Consider the following 20,308-nt stretch of genomic DNA (forward strand, 5'->3'; position numbering starts at 1 on the left):
TCAGCACGGCTGCGGCGCCGGCGTCCCGGGCGGCCTCGTCGAGGGCCTCGGTCGCCTCGAGCTGGGACCGCGACGCCGAGACGTCCACGAGCGAGACGCCGCGCCCGAGGCAGGCCCTGGCGACGCGGTCGTCGCCGGGCTCGACGGCCAGGACCACGAGGCCCACGCCGTCGAGGGCCGCGTCGAGGGTCGCGGGGTCGGCGAGGTCTACCCGCTCGGCACGCGCCGAGCCGATCCGCCGGGCGAGCGCCTGCGCTGCGTCGAGGTTGCGACCGGCGGGGACCACGCGTCCTGGCACGGCCTCGGCGAGCCGTTCGCACACGACGGAGCCGACCGCCCCGTAGCCACCCACGACGAGGACAGCCGGAGAATTCACTAGAGTCATGCTCTAGTGAATATCACTGTAGTCTCACTACAGTCAATCGTCGACGGTCGTCAGCAGGAGCCTCATGTCCCCCACCCGCGCCGAGAAGGCCCGCGCGACCCGCACCCGCATCCTCGACGCGGCGAGCGGGCTGTTCGTCGAGAACGGCTGGACGCGCACCTCGGTCGAGGACGTCGCGCGCGCCGCGGGGGTCGCGACCCAGACGATCTACTACACGTTCGGCACCAAGCACGCGCTCTTCAAGGAGCTCCTCGACGTGAGCGTCGCGGGCGACCACGACGACGTCGCCACGCTCGAACGCCCCTGGGCGCGCGCCGTCCTCGCCGAGCCCGACGCCACCGTCCACCTCGCGCTGCACGTCGCCGGAGCACGCGCCGTGCTCGACCGCGTCGCCCCGCTCCTGAGGGTCCTGCGCGACGCCTCGCCCGCCGTGCCCGAGCTCGGGGTCCTGTGGGCGGCGAACCAGTCGCAGCGCCGCACGGTCGCGGCGACCCTCACCGCCGCGCTCGCCGACAAGGCGCGCCTGCGGACGAGCACCCCGACCGCAGCCGACGTGACGTACACCCTGCTCGGCCCCGACACGTACGGGACGCTCGTGCTCGACGGCGGCTGGACGCCCCCCGCGTGGCAGGACTGGGCCACCGACGCGCTCCAGCGCCAGCTCCTGCCATGACGCCACGTTGCGGGAGCACGGCACCCCGCTGCTAGGGTCGACGCATGAGCAGCTCGTCGACCGTCATGATGCGCCCCACCCGGGGCCCTTCGTGATGCGCTGACACGCTCCACCACCCAAGGCCTCGCCGTAGCGAGGCCTTTCGTGTGTCCGGGCCCGGTGCGGTCGAGGCGCCACAGCACCCGTCGAGGGTGCCCGCCGTCCCCGAGAGGACTCCCACCATGACCGCGCAGACCACCCCCGCCGGCACGCCCGCCCTGCCCACCTTCTACGTCACGACCGCCATCCCCTACGTCAACGGCGACCCGCACCTGGGCCACGCGCTCGAGCTCGTCCAGGCCGACGTCCTGGCCCGCCACGCGCGCCTGCGCGAACGCCCGACCCGCTTCCTCACGGGCACCGACGACCACGCGCTCAAGAACGTGACGGCGGCCCGAGCAGCGGGCCGCGAGGTCGGGGAGTTCGTCGCCGAGCACGTCGAGGACTTCCGTGCGCTGCGCCCGGCACTGACCCTGTCCACGGACGACTTCCTGTCGACGTCGACGGACCCCCGGCACCGCCCCGGCGTCGAGGCGCTGTGGCGACGGTGCGCCGACGCCGGGGACTTCTACCGCCGCTCCTACGAGGGCCTGTACTGCACGGGCTGCGAGCAGTTCTACTCCCCCGACGAGCTCGACGCGTCGGGGCGCTGTCCCGAGCACCTGCCGCTGCCCGAGCGGGTGGTCGAGGAGAACTGGTTCTTCCGGCTGTCCCGCCACGCCGACGCGGTCCGCGACGCGATCGTCTCAGGAAGCGTGCGCATCAACCCGGCCGCCAAGCGCAACGAGGTGCTCGCGTTCCTCGACGCCGGGCTCGAGGACTTCAGCGTCTCGCGCCCCGCGTCCCGCTCGGACGGCTGGGGCGTCCCGGTCCCCGGGGACCCGTCCCAGGTCGTCTACGTGTGGTGGGACGCGCTGACCAACTACGTCACGGCGCTGGGCTACGGGGCAGACCCCGCCGCCCCGGGCTCCGCGGACGACTACCGCACCTGGTGGGCAGGCGGCGACGAGCGCGTGCACGTGATCGGCAAGGGCATCACGCGCTTCCACGCGGTCTACTGGCTCGCGCTCCTGCTCTCGGCGGGCGAGCCGCTGCCCACCACGATCCACGTGCACGACTACGTCACGGCCGGGGGCGCCAAGCTCGCCAAGTCGGCGGGCACCGCGGTGCACCCCGTCGGACTCGTGGACGCGTACGGCACCGACGCCCTGCGGTGGTGGTTCGCGCGCGAGGTCCCGCTCCTGGGAGACGCCGAGTTCACGACCGAGCGCCTCGTCGCCCGGCACGACGACGAGCTCGCACACGGCGTGGGGAACCTGGTCAACCGCACGCTCACGCTCGTGCACCGGTTCCGCGACGGCCGCGTGCCCGCGCTCCCCCACGACCGGGCGACGGGCCCCGACGAGCTGAGCGCCGCCGTCGGGCAGGTGGGGAGGGCCGTGGACGCGGCCCTCGCGGACGCCGACCTGCGCGCCGCGACCGGTGCCGTCCGGCGCATCGTCGACGCGGCCAACCGGTACGTCGACGCGGAGAAGCCGTGGGAGCTCGCGGCCCGCGAGCGCGCCGGAGAGGAGGGCGCCGCCGTGCTGCTCGACCTCGTCCTCGCACGGCTCGTCGAGGCGTGCCGGGTCGTCGCGGTCGAGCTCTCGCCGTTCGTGCCCGACGGCGCCGCGCGCCTGCGCGAGCAGCTCGGCTCCCCGCAGGACGCCCAGACGGCCGGGCCCGACCGTGTGGGCACCCCGACACCGGTCTTCCCACGCCTGGGCTGACCGCTAGCGCAGCGCCGGGGCGTGCGACTCCAGGAACCGGAACACCTCGGTCTGGTCGACGCCCGGGAACGCCCCGGCCGGCATCGCGGCGAGCATGCTCGCGTGCGGGCGGGCGCTCGGCCACGACCGGTCCGCCCAGCGCTCGGTCAGGGCCGCGGGCGGGCGACGGCAGCACGACTCGTCGGGGCAGCGCGAGACCGTGCGCTCGGTCGTCTCGCGCCCGCGGAACCACTTGACGTGCCCGAACGGCACGCCGACGCTCACCGAGAACTGGCCGTCGTCGGAGTCCTGGACCCTCGAGGTGCACCAGTAGGTGCCGGTCGGGGTGTCGGTGTACTGGCTGAACGGGCTCAGCCGGTCCTCGACCGCGAAGACCGTGCGCGCGGTCCAGTTGCGGCACACGTACTGCCCCTCGACAGCCCCGAGGGGGTCCGCGGGGAAGCGTACGCCGTCGTTCTCGTACGCCTTGTGGATGATCCCCGACTCGTGGATCTTCATGAAGTGCACCCCGATGCCCAGGTGCGTCGTGGCGAGGTTCGTGAACCGGTGAGCCGCGGTCTCGTAGGACACCGAGAAGGCGTCACGCAGGTCCTCGACCGAGATCTCGCGCGCGTCCTTGGCCTCCTTGAGGAGCTTGACGGCATCGCGCTCGGGGAGCAGGAGCGCGGCCGACAGGTAGTTGGCCTCGACGCGCTGGCGCAGGAACTCGCCGTAGTCGCGCGGTTCGTGGTGGCCCAGCACGTGTGACGCGAGCGCCTGGAGCAGGGCCGAGCGCGGGTCGCTCGACGCGCGCGTTCCCGTGCTCGGCAGGTACACGCGGTGGTGCCGCAGGTCGATCACCGAGCGGGTCGAGTGCGGCAGGTCGTGCACGTAGTGCAGCGAGAAGCCCAGGTGCGTCGCGAGGTCCGCGGCCACGCGCTGCGACATGGGACCGCGAGCGTGCCCGACGCCGTCGAGCAGCTCACGCGCGGTCGTCTCGAGCTCGGGGAAGTGGTTGTCCTGGGCGCGCATGGTCGCGCGGAGCTCGGTGTTCGCACGGCGGGCCTCCTCGGGGGTCGCGGCCCGCTCGGTGTGCAGGCGCTCGAGCTCTCGCTGGAGGCCCACGATGGCCTCGAGAGCGTCGCTCGGGAGCGACTTGCCGACCCGCACCGCGCCGAGCCCGAGCGAGGCGAACAGCGGGCCGCGCTGGGCACGCTCGAGCTCGATCTCGAGGGCCGCGCGGCGCGTGGGCGGCTCGGCCGAGAGCAGGTCCTCGACGCTGGCCCCGAGCGCGCGGGCGATGGCCTGGAGCTGGGAGAACTTGGGCTCGCGGCGCCCGTTCTCGATCACCGAGACCTGCGAGGGCGCCCGGCCGATCGCGGCCCCGAGCTCGTCGAGCGTCATGCCCCGCTCGGTCCGCAGGTGCCGGACACGACGGCCGATCGTGAGGGCGTCGGCCTCGTCCTCGACGGGCAGCGTGCCGCCTGGAGGCGCCCCGCCCTGCCGTCCGAGGAACTTCTGTGCTGACTGCGCGTCAGATGCCATGACTGAGGGTGACACACGCCACTCCTTGCGCACAACAGAAGAAGTGCATTTCTTCTGCCGAAGAAGTCCTTGCGGACCCCTTGCGCGGCGAAGGAAGGTCGTTCCACGGCCACCGCTCATCCGGGCGGCACGCCGGAACGAGTACCACCGCACGCAACGAAGCTCTGGAGGCACCCCGTGACCACCCCGCCCATCATCAGCCGCCGCTCCGAGAACGAGTACGCCACGCCCCGCGCGTCCGCGACCTCCCGGACCGAGGACGTCACGGCCCCCGTCGCACCGTCCGGCCACACCCCCGGGCACACGCCTTCACGACCCGGCGACCAGCGACAGACCGCCGCCGACCTCGCCCTGTCCTGGGCGACCGACCCCCGCTGGTCCGACGTGCAGCGCGACTACACGGCTGAGGACGTCGTCGCCCTGCGCGGCTCGGTGCGCGAGGAGCGGACCCTGGCCCGCCGCGGCGCCGAGAAGCTGTGGGACCTCATCCACACCGAGGAATGGGTCGCCGCGCTCGGCGCCATGACCGGCAACCAGGCCGTGCAGCAGGTCCGCGCGGGCCTCAAGGCCATCTACCTGTCCGGCTGGCAGGTCGCGGCCGACGCCAACCTGTCCGGCCAGACCTACCCGGACCAGTCGCTGTACCCCGCGAACTCGGTGCCGGCCGTCGTGCGCCGCATCAACAACGCCCTGTTGCGCGCCGACCAGATCGAGACCGCCGAATCACCTCTCAGCACGCCTGAGCGCGACTGGATCGCGCCCGTCGTCGCCGACGCCGAGGCGGGCTTCGGCGGGCCCCTCAACGCCTACGAGCTCATGCACTCGATGATCGAGGCGGGCGCCGCGGGCGTGCACTGGGAGGACCAGCTCGCGTCCGAGAAGAAATGCGGCCACCTGGGCGGCAAGGTCCTCGTCCCGACCGCGCAGCACATCCGCACGCTCAACGCGGCCCGCCTCGCCGCGGACGTCGCGGGCGTCCCGACCGTCATCATCGCCCGCACCGACGCGCTCGCCGCGGACCTCATCACGTCCGACGTCGACCCGCGCGACCAGGAGTTCCTCACGGGCGAGCGCACCGCCGAGGGCTTCTACCGGACACGTCCCGGCATCGACACGGTCATCTCGCGCGGCCTCGCGTACGCCCCGTACGCCGACCTCATCTGGGTCGAGACGGGCGAGCCCGACCTCGAGCTGGCCCGCCGGTTCGCCGAGGTCGTCCACGCGCAGTACCCCGACAAGAAGCTCGCGTACAACTGCTCGCCGTCGTTCAACTGGAAGAAGCACCTCGACGACGCCCAGATCGCGAGCTTCCAGAAGGAGCTCGCCGCGATGGGCTACGCGTTCCAGTTCATCACCCTGGCCGGCTTCCACGCCGTGTCCCACTCCATGTTCGAGCTCGCCCGCGGCTACAACGACCGCGCGATGAGCGCCTACGTCGAGCTCCAGGAAGCCGAGTTCGCCTCCGAGTCCGACGGCTACACGGCCACCCGCCACCAGCGGGAGGTCGGCACCGGCTACTTCGACCGCGTCGCCGCGGCTCTCAACCCCGACAGCGCCACCCTCGCGCTCGCCGGTTCCACCGAGACCGCCCAGTTCCACTAAGCCCCGCCCCGCCTCGCCGAGGTGGAGGTCCCGCGTCGAGGTAGAGGGTTCCGGCCCTCTCCCTCGACGACACCCTCCGTCTCGCGGCACAGACCATCGGAGCACCCCATGCCCATCACCCTCACGACCCACTCCTCCGGCCCGACGACGTCACGCACCTCGTCCGGCAGTCCCACCCCCGGCCCCCGCGGAGGGCGCGACGACGACGCACGACGCGCGACGCCGTCGGGCACCCTGGACGTCACCGGGCCTCTCGGCGAGCGCTACCGCGAGATCCTGACCCCCGGCGCCCTCGACTTCCTCACCGCGCTGCACGACCGCTTCCTGGCCGCCCGCCACGGGCTGCTCATGGACCGCCAGCAGCGCCGCCAGGACGTGGCCGACGGGATCGACCCCGACTTCCGCGCCGCGACCCGGCCCGTGCGTGACGACCCGTCGTGGCAGGTCGCCGGCTCGCACGGTGCCCCCGGGCTCGAGGACCGCCGCGTCGAGATCACCGGCCCCACCGACCCCAAGATGGCGATCAACGCCCTCAACTCCGGCGCCAAGGTGTGGCTCGCCGACCAGGAGGACGCGTCGTCGCCCACGTGGCGCAACGTGGTCGAGGGCCAGCTCGCGCTGCACGACGCGATCCGCGGCACGCTCGCGTTCACCTCCCCCGAGGGCAAGGAGTACGCGCTGCGCTCGACCGAGCTGACCGACCTGCCGACCATCGTGTTCCGGCCCCGCGGCTGGCACCTCATCGAGAAGCACCTGCGCTACGTCGACCGCGCGGGTGTGGCGGTCTCGGCGTCGGCGTCGCTCGTGGACTTCGGGCTGTACTTCTTCCACAACGCGCGCGAGCTCGTCGAGCGCGGCCGCGGACCGTACTTCTACCTGCCCAAGCTCGAGGGCTACCGCGAGGCGCGCGTCTGGAACGACGTGTTCGTGTTCGCGCAGGAGTACCTGGGCATCGAGCAGGGCACGATCCGCGCGACCGTGCTCGTCGAGACCCTGCCCGCCGCGTTCGAGATGGAGGAGATCCTGCACGAGCTGCGCGACCACTGCGCCGGGCTCAACGCGGGCCGCTGGGACTACCTGTTCTCCGTCATCAAGTCGTTCCGCACGCGCGGCGACCAGTACGTCCTGCCCGACCGTTCGCAGGTGCCCATGACCGCCCCGTTCATGCGGGCCTACACCGAGCTCCTCGTCGCGACGTGCCACAAGCGCGGGGCGCACGCGATCGGCGGCATGAGCGCGTTCATCCCCGACCGCCGCCGACCCGACGTGACCGAGAAGGCGTTCGAGCGGGTCCGCGCGGACAAGCGGCGCGAGGCCGGCGACGGGTTCGACGGCACCTGGGTCGCGCACCCCGACCTCATCCCCGCGGCGCGCGCCGAGTTCGACGCCGTGCTGGGAGACCGGCCGCACCAGGTCGCGCGACTGCGCGACGACGTGAGCGTGGGGCAGCACGAGCTGCTCGACATCGGGTCGGTGCGCCGAGCCGGCGCCACCGTGACCGCGGCCGGGCTGCGGTCCAACGTCTCGGTGGGCGTGCGCTACATCGAGTCGTGGCTGCGGGGCGTGGGAGCCGCAGCGATCGACCACCTCATGGAGGACGCCGCGACGGCCGAGATCTCCCGCTCGCAGGTGTGGCAGTGGATCGCGTCCGGGACACGCACCGACAACGGCGTGCCGATCACCCGGGCCCGCGTCGAGGCGCTGCTCGCCGAGGTCGTCGACGACCTGCCGCGCGGCGAGGGCAACCGGGTCGACGACGCCGCGCACGTGTTCCGGGCCGTCGCCCTCGCCGAGGACTTCCCGACCTTCCTGACCATCGGGGCGTACTCGCAGTTCCTGGTCGGGTCGCCCGTGGACGGGCCGCGCGAGGGCTGACACCTGAGCGCCGGCCGCTGCCGGCGGAGGTCGAGAACGGGGTTGAGGTCGTCATCGAGGGGATGACGACCTCAACCCCGTCCTCGTGTGCCCGGAACCTCGTGCTCGTCACCACGCGAGCGCGTCGCGCAGCTCGTCCTCGAGCCGCGTGGACAGGGCCAGGTCGTCGCGCACCGTGGCACGCTCGGCCACGGCGCGGCGCGGGCTGCTCGTGATGATGCCGTCGACGCCGCCCCGCAGCTGGGCGCGCATCGCCGCAGGGTCGTTGACGGTCCAGACGTAGACGTCGATCCCGGCCGCCCGAGCCTCGGCGCGCACGCGGGCGGAGTCGGACGACTGCTCGATCGCCACGAAGTCGACCGGCAGGTCGCCCAGCGCCCCGCGCAGGAACGGGACGACGTGGCCGACCGCGATCTCCGGTCCGAGCGCCCGCACCTCGTCGGCCTGCTCGGGGTAGATCGACTGGACCAGGTACTCGTCGGCGACGCCCTGCGCGCGCAGGAGCGCGACGACGTCCGCGACGAACGTCGTCGTCTCGTGACCGTGCGCCTTGAGCTCGACCAGGAGCGGCACGTCGAGCTCGCGGGCGCGCTCGACGAACTCCTCGAGCGACGGGATCGTCGCCTCGAACCCGCCCTGGCGGATCGTGGTCGCGGTCAGCTCGTCGAGCGTCATGGTGTGCACGGCACGGTCGGAGCCCGCGAGCCGGCGCAGCGTCAGGTCGTGGAAGACGACGAGCCCACCGTCCGCGGCCTGGAGCACGTCGAGCTCGACGTAGTCCGCGCCGAGCGCCGCGGCCGACTCGAGCGAGGCGATCGAGTTCTCGACGCCGCCGCCCGGGTCGCCCCGGTGCGCGATCACCGCGCCGGGCTCCTCTCGCGCCAGCGTGGTCATGGCTCGGGTGTTGGCCGCCGTGACGGCGAGGAGCACCAGCACGGCAGCCAGCCCGACGACGGCACGCACCGCGCGCGGTCGGCCCGCCAGGCCGCGGCGCAGGACCGGCGGAACGCTCGCCGACCCGTGCACCGACCCTGCGGAGTCGCCCGCAGGCCCTCCTGGCCCTGCCCCGGCGGACGGGACGACCACCTCGGTCGCGGGCACAACGGTCCCGGCCCGAGCGGCGCCGTCGGGCAGCGACGCCCCGCGCTCCGCCGCGACCGCGACCACGACCTGCGTCAGGACCGCCGTGACGAACCCCGCGAGCACGAACCCGACCATCTCCACGACCGTGAGCGTCGCCCCCGCGACGAGGGGCGCGAGGCCGGGAGCGTGCAGGTCCGCGACCCGCGTGGGGACGAGCGCGAGCGTCACGATCCCCGCGGCGACCACGAGCACCACGACGCCCACGACCGCGAACACACCGAGGAGACGCGGCCACGACCGCCGGGTCGCGCGCCAGCTCGCAGCCATGGCCCCCGCGACCGACACGTCGGATGTCAGCAGGATCGCGAGCGTCAGCACCAGGCGCAGGTTGAGGAACAGGACTCCCGCGAGGAACGCGCGAGGCGGGTCGGGCGGCGGAGGGCACGAGCGCAGCCTACGGGCGTGGTGCGCGGTGCCGGTGGGCACGGAGGCCCCAGGGGCGCGCAGGGCGGGACGTCACCCGGCCGCCGGGTACGTGATGCGGGTGGTCGGGAGGGCCTCCGGCACGTCACCGTCCATCGCGACGTCCTGCGCGCGGATACCCGGGCGGTCGCCCTCCCCCAGCCCGACCACAAGCTCGGTCACGAACGTGAGCACGATCAGCGGGAGCAGGAGGGGCAGTGTGAGAAGACCGGCGCCGACCGCGCCGAGCACGCTGCCCGACGCGGCGGGCACCCAGCGGACGCGCTCGCTGCCGTCGGCGGCCGGACGCGACTCGAACCCGGCCCAGACCGCCAGGGCCAGCAGCACGCCGAGCGCGGCGGCAGCCACGACGACGGCTCCCGCGAGCCACGGGCCGCCCTCCCCGTCCGTACCTGCGCCGGCGACCCACAGGCCGAGCGTGACGACCCCGGCGACCACCGCGAGCAGGAACGCGACCGCGACCGGCAGGCTCCCGAAGATCCGGACCGCAGCCCACATCAGCCCGCGTCGGACGGGACCCGTCCCGGTCTCGCGCAGCGTGTCGTGGAAGAGGTGGTCGGCGTCACGTCGCGCGGCCCGCCTGCTGCTCGCCGGACGACCGGAGTCCGCGAGCTTCGACGTCGCGTCGTGCAGGATCGCGGGGAGCGTCTGGCGCCCGTAGCTCGCGACCACTCCCCACAGCGGCATGGGGACCGACGCGAGGTCGGTCACGAGGCCCGTCGGGACGGTCTGCTCGACCGACGCCCGGTGCCACACCGGCCCGGACGGGTCCTGCTCGTCGGCGGGACGCGAGGTGTACCCGAACGGGGTCAGGACCTCGAACCAGACCTTCCACCGCCCCGCGACGGGCAGCTGGCGCAGGTCGACCGTCGCGGCCGGTCCCCACCGGTCCGGGTCGCCCGGCAGCGGCGCGACGAACGGCACGACGACCGCCTCAGCCGACCCGGGCGGGTACGGACGCGTCCGCGGTCGGGTCCGGCGCGGCGGCTGCGGCCCGTTCGGCAGGCTCGTCCGGCTCGGCGAGCCCGGCCGGTCCGGCCGGTCCGTCCGGGACCACCGTCGCCTCGTTCGTCACGCCGTACGGCACCAGGACGCTCGCGACCTCGCGCGCGACCGGGTCGAGGTGCCCGCGCTGGTCGTCGAAGAAGATGTGCGGGCGCAGCACGCGCAGCACGCGCCCCTTGTCGGCGCCGCCCATGAAGAACGCGTCGTTGACCGTGACGCCCCACGAGCGCAGCGTGTTCACCGCCCGCTCGTGCGAGGGCGCGCTGCGCGCCGTGACGATCGAGACGCGTACCCGGGGCCGGTACGTCGGGTCCTCGACCGCCCGCTCCTCCTCGCGGCGCTGGATCGTGCTCAGCGCCCGCAGGAACGGCAGGATCGGCCCCGCGTGGTGCTCGGTGACCTTGCGCGCGCTCTCGTACCGGTGGAACTGCTCGAGCCCGTCCGACTGGAAGATGCGCTCGGCGCTGTCGTCGGCGAGCACGCCGTCGAAGTCGAAGGCCACGCGCAGCTCGGCGTCGGCCGCGTCCTCGGGCGCCGGCTGCGCCCCGGCTGCGGCGAGGGGAACGCCGGGCGCGCGCTCCGCCGTCGGGCCGGCTGCGGCGAGGTGCCCGACGGCGGCGCTCCCCAGGACCTGCCCGGCCGGGTGTCCCAGCAGGGTCGCCGTCCGGACGTCGCGCGCGTCCCCCGAGAGGAAGAGCGAGATGTTGAGCGCCGGGATGTACGCGTACGGCGCGAGGCCCTGCGTGAAGATCGACCGGCTGATCGGCAACCCGTGCGCCGCGACCGAGCTCATGACGCGCAGGCCCGTCGTCGGGTCGTTCTTCGACAGGACGAAGACCTCGACGAGCGGGTCCTGCGCGCTGGGCGACAGGTCGTTGAGGCTCAGGAGACGCTGGACGAACTCGAACGCGACCCCGGGGCGCAGCGTCCGGTCCAGGTGCTCGTCCTGGTACGCGCGGTACGCGTCGATCCCCTGCTCGTCGAAGACGCGCTGCGAGTCGGACAGGTCGAACAGGGCGCTCGAGGAGACACCGACGACGAGCCGGTGATCGAGGTCGTAGGGCGGCACGGGGCTCCTTCGTCGGGACTGGCGTGTTCGTCGAGAACGGCTCGGCGCCTCAGGACGGCTCGACCGGGGGGCGGACCTGGTCCTGCGGGTGGCGGCGACGGTACCTCATGACGCACTCCTTGCACATGGGCATGGTCGGCAGGCGCGCGGCCTCGCGGGGCGTCATCTCGCCGATCACCTTGGCGCCGCACAGACCCCGGTCCGGGTGCACGATGTGCCCCCACTCCGACTCCCAGCGGTACCCGAACCGGTAGGGCGGACGCACCTGGAACTCGCGGACCTGCGGCGCCGAGCGCAGCGCCTTGGCCTTGTCGATGCCGTCCTCGCCTCCCGCGCCGTACCCCTGGGGCTGGCGCTGGCACACGTGCCGGACCCGGAACGGCATGGTCGCCTTGTACGCGAGCTGCGTGCCCGGCACGGCTCCGCGGTTCGACGTCAGGAACCAGCGCACCTCGTCCCCCGCGTGCACGCTGCTGACCTCGTCGAGCGCAAAGGCCCGACGGCGCCCGTCGTAGCACGGCAGCCACTGCACGTCGCCGCCGCACTGCTCGCACCGGCCGATGCGGACCTCGCTCATGCGGGCAGGCTCGTGGTGTCGACGTGCATGCTGCCTCCGGTGATGGTTGCGAGGGGACCGAGGACACCCTACGTCGGGCGTGCCCGCGGTCGCGGGACCGGCTCTGGCTCCGGCGCCGGCCCGCTACGGGCTCGTGACCGCGAAGAGCCCGTGCGCGCCGCGCTCGGCGTCGATCATCACGTGGCTCACGAACGGGTACCTGCCCGCCTCGGGGAACGCCATCTCGACGAACCCGCCCTGCGCGACCGCGAGGCCCAGGACCTGCGAGCCGCCCGCCTCGGCGTTGCCGGGCCGCAGCCGGTAGGCACCCTCGCTGTAGACCGTGTCGAACTGGCCACCCACGACGTGGAAGGACGTCCCCTGGTTGGGGCCCGCAGGCAGCACCCACACGCGCACGCGCTCGCCCACGCGGGCCGGGAGCGGCGCCGCGTCGTACTGGTTGGCGTAGCCGTTGAACGCGACGACGTCGGGTTCCCCCGTCGCGAGCCGGTCCACGTCGACCTCGCCGCCCTGGGGACCGAGGTAGTACTCCGACTGGACCAGCAGGTACTCGCGGTCGACCGGCGCGAGATCGGGGGGGTCGATCACGACCGCGCCGAACATGCCGTTCGCGATGTGCGCCGACATGGGCATGGTCGAGCAGTGGTACATCCACACACCCGACATGGTCGCGGTGAACGTGTAGGTCAGCTCCTCGCCCGGGGCGATCGTGCGCATGGGCTCGTCAGGGGCGAGGGCTCCCGCGTGGAAGTCGATCGAGTGCCCGATCGTGCCGTCGTTGACCAGCGTGATCTCGAAGCGGTCCCCGACCTTGCCCCGCAGCGTCGGGCCGGGGGCCGTGCCGCCGAACGTCCAGAGCCGCTGCATCACGCCCGGCGCGACCTCGGTCACGACCTCGGAGACCGCCATGCGCACACGGTGCACGGTCTCCGGGCCCGCGGGTGCAAGCGCGGCCGGGTACGCCGTGAAGTCCTCGCCCGGCATGGCCAGGAGGTCCAGGTCCTCGGCGGCGCGGGGCGCTGCGCCGCCCGGCACAGCGCCGCCCGACGGGCCCGAGCCCGCTGATCCACCCGAACCGTGGTCCATGCCGGCCATGCCTTCGTGGTCGCCCATGCTTCCGGCGTTCCCGGAGGACGCCGCGGCGTCGGTCACGGCGCCCGCTCCCGTCGGCGTGATCGTCAGGACCATGCCCATCTGCCGGTGCCCCACGACCGTGCACCACCCGTCGATCGCGCGCCCCACGACCCCGACGTCGAACGTCACGGTCGCGCCCGGCGCGATCCGGCCGCTGGTCCGGCCGGTGTCGAGCGCGAGGTCGTGGACCGTGGTGTCGGTGTTGGTCACGACGAGGACGAGGGTGTCGCCGGCAGGGACCTCGATCTCGCTCGGGACGAAGCGCATGTCGGCGGCCTCGACCTCGACCGTCGTGGTGCGGCCCGTCGCGGCGACGGTCCCCGCGGCACCGGCCGCTGCCGACGTCGCGCCGCTGCCCGTGCCGAGCGCGGCCGGGTCCAGTGCGACTCCGCCGGCCGCGACGAGGAGCAGGACGCTCAGCGCAGCCACGGCCAGGCCTTTGCGGCGGGGGCCGGTCACGGCCTCCACGGGCGGCCCCTGGCGAGCGCCGCCGGCTCGCGCACGCAGGTCCTGTCCCAGGGCGTGGGCCGCCGCGACGTCGTCAGCGGTCGGTGGGACGAACGGCGTGCGCCGCGCACGGCGGTGAGCGAGCACCGCACCGACGAGCAACGGCAGGAAGGCCACGAGAGCGCCCAGCGCGGTCAGCGACGCGAGCACGTGCACCAGGCTCGGCGCGGGCAGCACGAAGAGCGCGAGCGCGCCGTTGAACAGCACGACCCGCACGACGGCTCCCCGTTCGAGGACGGCCGTGGTCGAGCGCACGGCGGCCGGTCCCCCGCCGAGCACCACGGGCACGAGGTAGGTCAGCGCCCCCAGCAGGACCTGGGCCGCGAAGCCCGCGACGAGCGGCACGGTCACGGTCCCGACGCGATCGGCGGCCGTCTCCCAGCCTCCGCTGAACGCGAGGACACCGGTCAGCGTCGCGAGCGACCCCACGAGCCACGCGAGCGCGCACGCCGCCGACCACGTCGCGAAGGTGGCGGGCGGTCGCCGTCGGGCCGCCGTGACCATGGGGCGCACCGAGACCAGGACACCCGCGAGATACGTCGCGAGGCCCACGGCCGCGACGGGCGGCGCCGCGAGCAGCACCGCCGCGACACCGGCCGCGAGCCCGCCGAGCACGAGGGCGAGCGTCGTACGCGCGGCGCGGGGCGCGTCGTCGGCCATCCTGGTCCGCAGCATGGTCGGCCACAGCGTCATGAGCGTGCCCATGACCGTCAGGCCCACGAACCCGAGCAGGTTGACGCCCGCGTGGGCCAGCACCACGCGCGTGTGCCAGGCCTCGTCGAGACCGCGCGCGAGCGTCGCGCCGAGCCCGGCCCCGAACGGCAGGAGCCAGGCCGCGGCGACGTAGAACGCGACGCAGATCCGGAAGCGGGCCGCGAGCGCCTGGCGCGACTGCCGCCACAGGGCCGTGCCGTGCGCCGCGACCGCTACTCCGACGCCGACCGCCCCGACCAGCGTGACGACCCACGCCGCGGTCACCATGCCCGCGACGGTCGTGACGACCGCGACGTTGAGCAGCACGAGCCGGGCAACCTGCCACCGCCGCGACGCGGGCGTGACCCGGCGGCTCAGCAGCGCGTCGGTGAAGTGCTGGCTCCAGACGCAGATCGCGTTGGTCACCGCGCCGAGCAGCAGCAGGTGCACGAGCAGCCAGGGCGAGGCGGGCACCCACCGGTGGCCGACCGCGACCACGACCGTGGCCAGCAGCCACCCGACCACGGGCGCGTTGGCGCGCAGGTGCCACGTGCTGCGGTCGGTCAGGGGCCGCAGCGGGGCGGGGGCGGCGGACAGGTCGAGCTTCACGGGACGGTCTCCTCGAGGGCAGGTGCAGGCCCGACGGCGTCGCACCGGCCGGGTGCGGCCGTGGCGGGGGGCGCGGCATGGCGCAGGTTCGCGCGGATCCCGACGGTGACCATGAGGGCGACGAACGCGAGCAGCGCCACGACGTTCAGGACGCCGCCGACCTGGTGCGCCACGGGCAGGCTGCGGGCGTCGCCCAGCCCGAGCCGGACCACGAGCCCGACGTGCAGGAGCACGGCCGGGCCGTACATCAGGGGCGTGTACGGGAGCCGGATCCTCAGCACCGCGGGCAGGATCACGGGCGCGTGCGCCATGACCATCGAGATCGTGAACCCCAGGAAGACCGCGTGGATCACGGCGTCGTACCCCGGTCCCGTGTCCTGCCTCCCGCCGAGGAGCCAGACCGCGCCCGCGACCGCGAGCCACACGTACGCCGCGAGCAGGCACGCCGCCATGCAGCGCGCGAGGCCCGTCGAGCGGATCGTGCGCCGCGCGACGTCGTGCACGGCGAGCCAGCCGCACAGCACCAGGACCGCCGCGCCCAGGATCACGTAGCCGGCCCCAGGCCACAGCAACGTGGCCACGCACCCCGCCGCGAGCGCCCAGCAGACCCACAGGACGAGGGCCGCGCCCCGGCCGAGGAACGCGATCCGGGCGAGCTCGAGCCGCTCGCCCGCGATGGTCGCCACGACGAAGCACGCGAGCCACGGCAGCACGTCCGCGACACCCACCCCGCCGAGCCACAGCAGGGCGCCGCCCGTCGCGAGCAGTGCGCCGATCAGCTGGGCGAGGACCGCGTCGTCGTGCTGCCGCCGCCACAGCGGCACGTACACCGCGCACAGCGCGGCACATCCCCCGACGAGGAGCACCTGCCCGACGACGAGGGGCACAGGGCTGAGCAGGGCCAGCGCCCCCGCCCCCAGCAGACCCGGGGCGACGAACCCCCAGCGGGTGCGCAGCGCGACGGCCCGTTCGAGCGCGACGACCGTGCCGACGAACCCCAGGACGAGCAGCACGCCGTGGACCACGGGCAGGCGCTCGGTCGTGACGGGAGCCGGCAGGCCGAGCAGCAGGAGCGCCGCGTCGAGGCCCGCGAGAAGAGCGAGCCCGGCGGGCAGGACGAAGACCGCACGGCGCATCACGACGCCTTGTTCCTGCGAGGCTCTGGCTGGGGGCGCAGGCGCAGCCGGCAGGCGCCCGGCTCGGCGAACGGCAGCAACGAGGTGCCCTCCCGCGGAGCGCCCAGGCGCTCGAGCGCCCCCTGGGCGAGACCGAGGTGCACCGCGCACACGACCTCCGGGTTGCGGTACGCAGCCTCGAGCAGCGGGCACCGGGTCAGCGCGACCGATGCCGCGTCGTCGTCGGCCTGCGGTGCGAAGCCGAGCCTGTCCAGCAGGGCGACGACCTCGTGGCGCGCGGCGATCGCGACGTGCGCCCTGTCCGGAAGCGCCGTCGCCTGGAGCGCGGCGCCGTCGGCTCCCTCGCCGCTCGGCCCGTGGCCTCGGTCGCCGGACGGGGGCTCGTGACCCGCGACGAGGTCCGCACCCCACGCACGGCCCGCTGCCAGGGCGTCGCCGACCGGGTCGGCGCTCGACCGGGCGATCTGGGCCGCGAGCGCCGACGCGAGGCCCGCGTACTCGGCGGCTCCTGCCGTCGTCGGGGACTCCGTCGCCGGAGAGTAGAGCCGGGCCGGGCGTCCGCGCCCCTGCGCCGGAGCGTTCTCGCTGGTCGCGAGCCCGGCCTCGACCAGGCCCTCCAGATGCTCGCGCACCGTGTTGGGGTGCTGGTCGAGCGCCGTCGCGACCGAGGCGACCGAGCAGGGCTCGGACTGCGACGCGAGGACGTCCAGCACCGCGAGCCGCGCCCTGGACAGCCGCGCGGGGCGCACCGGACGTCGGACCAGCGGGGGGCCGTACCCCGGGCGCGGGGAGATCGCTCGTCCTGCCTGACCCAGAGGCTCCGTATTTTCCACGGAATAAAGTGTACTAATCTCGAAGGCGTTCGGAAACCACACCCGCCCCGGAGGACCCACGTCATGAGCAGCAGCATCGTCCTGGCCACGTCGGCCGAAGACTCACGCGCGGTCGAGGCCGTCGTCGCCCACCACACCGAGATGAACGGGACCCTCGGCCTCCTCGTCGAGGCCCTCGTCCGGGCGGTCGAGACGGGCGACGCGACGGCGACCAGCGCCGCCCACCAGCGGCTCGTCGACTGGGCCCGCTCCGACCTGCTACCGCACGCGCTCGCCGAGGAGGGCGCGATGTACCCGCACGCGCACCGCACCCCGGACGCCCGCCTCCTGGTCGACGCCATGATCGCCGAGCACGGCGTCATCGGCGGCCTCGTCGACGCGCTCGCCGGCGCGACGGGCCCCGTGCGCGCCGCCGCGCTCGGCCGCGCCCTCCAGGTCCTCTTCGAGGTGCACATGACCAAGGAGAACGAGCAGATCCTGCCGCTGCTGGCCCTGTCCTCCGACGTGTCGCTCGCGACCGTCCTCGACGGGATGCACGAGCTGCTCGGCGGGCACGAGCACGGGCGGACGGGCAGTCCTGGGCCTGCCGAGGCCGGCGTCGGGTGCGGGTGCGCCAGTGTCGACGGAGGCTTGGGCGGCGGGTGCGGCAGTGGCGCCGAGCCGGCCGACGAGCCCCGGACGGCTGACCCGGCCACGGACCCGACCGCCCCGGCCCCGGGCGGGCACTCGTGCGGGTGCGGCGGGCACGACGACGCCGGGAACCTCCCCGTCCTCGACGCCCGCGCGGTGCCGCACGCCATCCGGCACGCGACGATCTTCGGTGCGCTCGACGGCGTCGTCCCCGGCGCGGGCATGGTACTGCTCGCCCCGCACGACCCCCTGCCCCTCCTGGCCCAGGTCGACGCCCGCTGGCCGGGCACGTTCACGGTCGACTACCTGGAGCGCGGTCCCGAGACGTGGGCGTTGGCGTTCATGCGCTGACCCTGGGCGGCAGTCAGCCCACCGGAGTCCACGGCGGGCGGTTGACGACCTGGCCGCCCGAAGGTTCACGAGATGCGCCGACCACCACCGGCCCCCTCCACGCCCCGCACCGGTGGCCCCCACGCACCCCCTCTGCCACGATCGGCCTCATGGGCACGAACACCACCGGATGGACCGAGGGAACCGTCGAGGTCGAGGGGCACCCCGTGTTCTACCGGCGCAGCGCGGAGGTGCCCGGCAGCCTGCCGATCGTCCACGTGCACGGCTTCGCGATCTCGGGCACCTACCTCATGCCGACGGCGCGCGTGCTCGCCGGGCGGGCCATGAACCTCGTCCCGGACCTACCGGGCTACGGCCGGAGCGAGAAGTGGGACTACACGCTCGGCATCCCGGCGCTGGCGCACGCGCTGATCCGCATCCTCGACGCCCTCGAGCTCGAGAAGGTGGTCCTGGTCGGCAACTCGATGGGCTGCCCCATCAGCCTCGAGGTCGCCCACAGCGACCCTGACCGCGTCGAGCGCATCGTGCTCGTGTCTCCCGCGGGCGGAGTGCACAACCAGGGGTTGGCCCGCGCGATCCGGCAGCTCGCGATGGACGGTCCGCGGGAGAGCCGGCAGATGGCTCGCGTGGCGGTCCCGGACTACGTGCGGTTCGGGCCGGTCAACACGTTCCACCTGTTCAGCGAGCTCACCCGGTTCCCGTCGTTGGAGCGCATCGTCCGGTCGACCGTGCCGACGCTCGCGGTCATCGGGAGCAGGGACCCGCTCATGCCGCCTCCTGCGCGCGTGCGGGAGGTGAGCCGTCTCGCGGGCGACAACACGACTGTCGCCCTCATCGAGGGCGCCGCGCACGCGATCAACTTCAGCCATCCCGGCGAGCTCGCGCACGTCATCGGGTCCTGGCTCGACGACGTCGAGATCGTCGACGACCCGGACTCCCCCGGCCTGACGCGCGTCCTGCAGCTGCCGCGCAGCTAGCCGGGACATCGTCGGCACGCCGACGGCGTCGGCCAGGACGTCAGGACGGCCGCGGCCCGCGGATCTGCTCGACCAGGAGCTCGTGGAGTCGCGGGTCGGCGAGCGGCCGGAAGTGTCCCGGGGTGTCGAGCACGACGTCGTGCGCGCCGTCGAGCGTGCTTCCGGCGGGGATGTGCGGGTCCCAGCGGCTGTGCACCGAGGTGATGCGTTCGTTGACGGCGCGCTCGGCGGACAGGGCCACGATCGTCGCGTCGCTCGGGATGAACGCCCGGACGGCCGGCGCGACGAACCATCGCGCGTAGACGGAGCCCGCGAACGGCGTGTTGATCGCGATCATCGACGCGATCCGGCCCGGGCTCTCGCGCACCATGGCGAGCTTCCCGATGAGCCCGCCCTTGCTGTGCGCGACGACGACGACGTCGTGCAGGTCCTGCTCCCGGAGGTACCGCGCGAGGAGGACGGCGCCGTCCGCGACAGGTCGCCGGTTGTCCCGGAGCTCCGGGAGCACGTGGACCGCGACCCCGTGGTCGTGCAGGAGGGTGGCCAGGGGCAGCAGGAAGTGCCAGGACTCGTACACCCCGGGGACGAGGACGACGGGCGGTCCGACGGGCCGGTCGGGTTGGCGCAGCTCGTCGGGCCCCACCCGGGACACGAACCCTGTCGCCTGCCAGCGCAGCACGCAGGCGTAGTCGCGGACGCGCCACCAGGTCCGCCGCAGGCCCAGCCCCAGACGCTGGCCCAGGTCCCGGCTCCCGTCGCGCATGGCTCCCCTGTCGTCGTCACCTGCGGTCACCGTCGGCAACGGTCAGCGTCACCCTCGGCGGCCCACACAGTCACCCTCGGCGTCGGTCGCCATCACCTTCGGCGTCGGTCACCGTCACCCTCGGCGGCCACCACCCGATACTCGCGCGTCAGGCGCCGAAGCGCGCGTTCGTCGGCACGATCTGCTTGCCGAGCGGCAGCAGCGAGACCGGGATCATCTTGAGGTTCGCGATGCCCAGCGGGATGCCGATGATCGAGACGAACAGCGGGATCGAGGTGATGACGTGCCCGATCGCGAGCCAGATCCCCGCGAAGACCACCCAGATCACGTTGCCGATCGTGGAGAACGCGCCGGCCGTGGGCTTGTCGACGACGGTCCGCCCGAAGGGCCACAGCGCGTACCCGGCGATGCGGAAGCTCGCGATGCCGAACGGGATGGTGATGATGAGGATGCAGCAGACGATCCCCGCCACGACGTAGCCGATCGCGAGCCAGAGCCCCGCGAAGATGAGCCAGATGACGTTCAGGATCGCGTTCATGCCCCGATTCTGCCTCACGGACGTCGGCCGGACGCCCACCCCGGTGACGCCGT

The 20,308-nt window shown here is 73.8% G+C and carries 16 protein-coding genes and 1 pseudogene; 6 read left to right on the forward strand and 11 right to left on the reverse strand.

Going from position 1 to position 20,308, the window contains the following annotated elements; translation table 11 throughout:
- Positions 1–16: 16 nt before the first annotated feature.
- Positions 17–385, reverse strand: a pseudogene (locus tag WFH32_RS17455) (saccharopine dehydrogenase NADP-binding domain-containing protein); the annotation flags it as partial.
- Between the two features lie 64 nt (positions 386–449).
- Between WFH32_RS17455 and WFH32_RS17460 the strand changes: the two are divergent.
- Both WFH32_RS17460 and WFH32_RS17465 read left to right on the forward strand, forming a co-directional pair.
- On the forward strand, positions 450–1,058 hold the full coding sequence (locus WFH32_RS17460; RefSeq protein WP_191798179.1) for a TetR/AcrR family transcriptional regulator: 609 nt from the start codon (positions 450–452) through the stop codon (positions 1,056–1,058).
- Positions 1,059–1,279: 221 nt separating this feature from the next.
- Positions 1,280–2,866, forward strand: a complete 1,587-nt coding sequence (locus WFH32_RS17465; protein ID WP_336708580.1) for a methionine--tRNA ligase — start codon at positions 1,280–1,282, stop codon at positions 2,864–2,866.
- 3 nt (positions 2,867–2,869) lie between these two features.
- On the opposite strand, the gene WFH32_RS17470 is transcribed toward WFH32_RS17465, so the two are convergent.
- Positions 2,870–4,390, reverse strand: coding sequence for a helix-turn-helix domain-containing protein (locus tag WFH32_RS17470; RefSeq protein ID WP_336708581.1), 1,521 nt, complete (start codon positions 4,388–4,390; stop codon positions 2,870–2,872).
- 177 nt (positions 4,391–4,567) lie between these two features.
- Between WFH32_RS17470 and aceA the strand changes: the two genes are divergently transcribed.
- Both aceA and aceB read left to right on the forward strand, forming a co-directional pair.
- Positions 4,568–5,992, forward strand: a complete 1,425-nt coding sequence (aceA, locus tag WFH32_RS17475) for an isocitrate lyase (RefSeq protein ID WP_336708583.1) — start codon at positions 4,568–4,570, stop codon at positions 5,990–5,992.
- A 108-nt stretch (positions 5,993–6,100) separates the two neighbouring features.
- Positions 6,101–7,867 carry a malate synthase A gene (gene aceB, locus WFH32_RS17480; RefSeq protein WP_336708585.1) on the forward strand — a complete coding sequence of 589 codons (1,767 nt, stop codon included), beginning with the start codon at positions 6,101–6,103 and terminating at the stop codon, positions 7,865–7,867.
- A gap of 108 nt (positions 7,868–7,975) precedes the next feature.
- On the opposite strand, the gene WFH32_RS17485 is transcribed toward aceB, so the two are convergent.
- The 7 genes from WFH32_RS17485 to WFH32_RS17515 all read right to left on the reverse strand — a co-directional run bounded on the left by WFH32_RS17485 (position 7,976) and on the right by WFH32_RS17515 (position 16,996).
- A complete protein-coding gene (locus tag WFH32_RS17485) occupies positions 7,976–9,436 on the reverse strand; it encodes a glycerophosphodiester phosphodiesterase family protein (protein ID WP_336708586.1) in 1,461 nt (486 codons plus the stop codon).
- A 30-nt stretch (positions 9,437–9,466) separates the two neighbouring features.
- The gene (locus WFH32_RS17490; protein ID WP_336708587.1) at positions 9,467–10,357 is read right to left on the reverse strand and encodes a DUF1353 domain-containing protein; all 891 of its coding nucleotides are present in this window, start codon (positions 10,355–10,357) and stop codon (positions 9,467–9,469) included.
- Between the two features lie 10 nt (positions 10,358–10,367).
- Entirely contained in the window at positions 10,368–11,507 is a 1,140-nt protein-coding gene (locus WFH32_RS17495) for a 5'-nucleotidase (protein WP_336708588.1), read from the reverse strand.
- A 49-nt stretch (positions 11,508–11,556) separates the two neighbouring features.
- Complete coding sequence (locus WFH32_RS17500) at positions 11,557–12,084, reverse strand: hypothetical protein (protein WP_191795869.1); 528 nt, start codon at positions 12,082–12,084, stop codon at positions 11,557–11,559.
- 123 nt (positions 12,085–12,207) lie between these two features.
- Positions 12,208–15,027 carry a multicopper oxidase domain-containing protein gene (locus WFH32_RS17505; protein WP_336708589.1) on the reverse strand — a complete coding sequence of 940 codons (2,820 nt, stop codon included), beginning with the start codon at positions 15,025–15,027 and terminating at the stop codon, positions 12,208–12,210.
- Positions 15,024–16,163, reverse strand: a complete 1,140-nt coding sequence (locus tag WFH32_RS17510; protein ID WP_191795870.1) for a hypothetical protein — start codon at positions 16,161–16,163, stop codon at positions 15,024–15,026. The genes WFH32_RS17505 and WFH32_RS17510 overlap by 4 nt, the downstream gene beginning before the upstream one ends.
- A complete protein-coding gene (locus tag WFH32_RS17515) occupies positions 16,163–16,996 on the reverse strand; it encodes a helix-turn-helix transcriptional regulator (protein ID WP_336708591.1) in 834 nt (277 codons plus the stop codon). Before WFH32_RS17515 ends, WFH32_RS17510 begins: the two co-directional genes overlap by 1 nt.
- 63 nt (positions 16,997–17,059) lie before the next feature.
- Between WFH32_RS17515 and WFH32_RS17520 the strand changes: the two genes are divergently transcribed.
- Positions 17,060–17,977, forward strand: a complete 918-nt coding sequence (locus tag WFH32_RS17520; protein WP_336708592.1) for a DUF2249 domain-containing protein — start codon at positions 17,060–17,062, stop codon at positions 17,975–17,977.
- A 149-nt stretch (positions 17,978–18,126) separates the two neighbouring features.
- Positions 18,127–18,954: an alpha/beta fold hydrolase gene (locus WFH32_RS17525; protein WP_336708593.1), complete on the forward strand. Its 828-nt coding sequence runs from the start codon at positions 18,127–18,129 to the stop codon at positions 18,952–18,954.
- A gap of 40 nt (positions 18,955–18,994) precedes the next feature.
- Here WFH32_RS17525 and WFH32_RS17530 read toward each other — a convergent pair whose 3' ends face one another.
- Together WFH32_RS17530 and WFH32_RS17535 are read right to left on the reverse strand one after the other, a co-directional pair.
- Positions 18,995–19,747 (reverse strand): alpha/beta hydrolase, encoded by a 753-nt coding sequence (locus WFH32_RS17530; RefSeq protein WP_318244056.1) that lies wholly within the window; start codon positions 19,745–19,747, stop codon positions 18,995–18,997.
- Positions 19,748–19,865: 118 nt separating this feature from the next.
- Positions 19,866–20,255, reverse strand: a complete 390-nt coding sequence (locus WFH32_RS17535; protein ID WP_191795873.1) for a YccF domain-containing protein — start codon at positions 20,253–20,255, stop codon at positions 19,866–19,868.
- Positions 20,256–20,308 lie beyond the last annotated feature (53 nt).

This window comes from Oerskovia sp. USHLN155 (assembly GCF_037145535.1).
Lineage (GTDB): Bacteria > Actinomycetota > Actinomycetes > Actinomycetales > Cellulomonadaceae > Oerskovia > Oerskovia rustica.

Coding starts and splice junctions, on each gene's coding strand:
- WFH32_RS17525 (WP_336708593.1), top strand. CDS start 18,127: ATGGGCACGAACACCACCGGATGGACCGAGGGAACCGTCGAGGTCGAG.
- WFH32_RS17465 (WP_336708580.1), top strand. CDS start 1,280: ATGACCGCGCAGACCACCCCCGCCGGCACGCCCGCCCTGCCCACCTTC.
- WFH32_RS17520 (WP_336708592.1), top strand. CDS start 17,060: ATGAGCAGCAGCATCGTCCTGGCCACGTCGGCCGAAGACTCACGCGCG.
- WFH32_RS17510 (WP_191795870.1), bottom strand. CDS start 16,163: ATGCGCCGTGCGGTCTTCGTCCTGCCCGCCGGGCTCGCTCTTCTCGCG.
- WFH32_RS17470 (WP_336708581.1), bottom strand. CDS start 4,390: ATGGCATCTGACGCGCAGTCAGCACAGAAGTTCCTCGGACGGCAGGGC.
- WFH32_RS17535 (WP_191795873.1), bottom strand. CDS start 20,255: ATGAACGCGATCCTGAACGTCATCTGGCTCATCTTCGCGGGGCTCTGG.
- WFH32_RS17500 (WP_191795869.1), bottom strand. CDS start 12,084: ATGAGCGAGGTCCGCATCGGCCGGTGCGAGCAGTGCGGCGGCGACGTG.
- WFH32_RS17460 (WP_191798179.1), top strand. CDS start 450: ATGTCCCCCACCCGCGCCGAGAAGGCCCGCGCGACCCGCACCCGCATC.
- aceB (WP_336708585.1), top strand. CDS start 6,101: ATGCCCATCACCCTCACGACCCACTCCTCCGGCCCGACGACGTCACGC.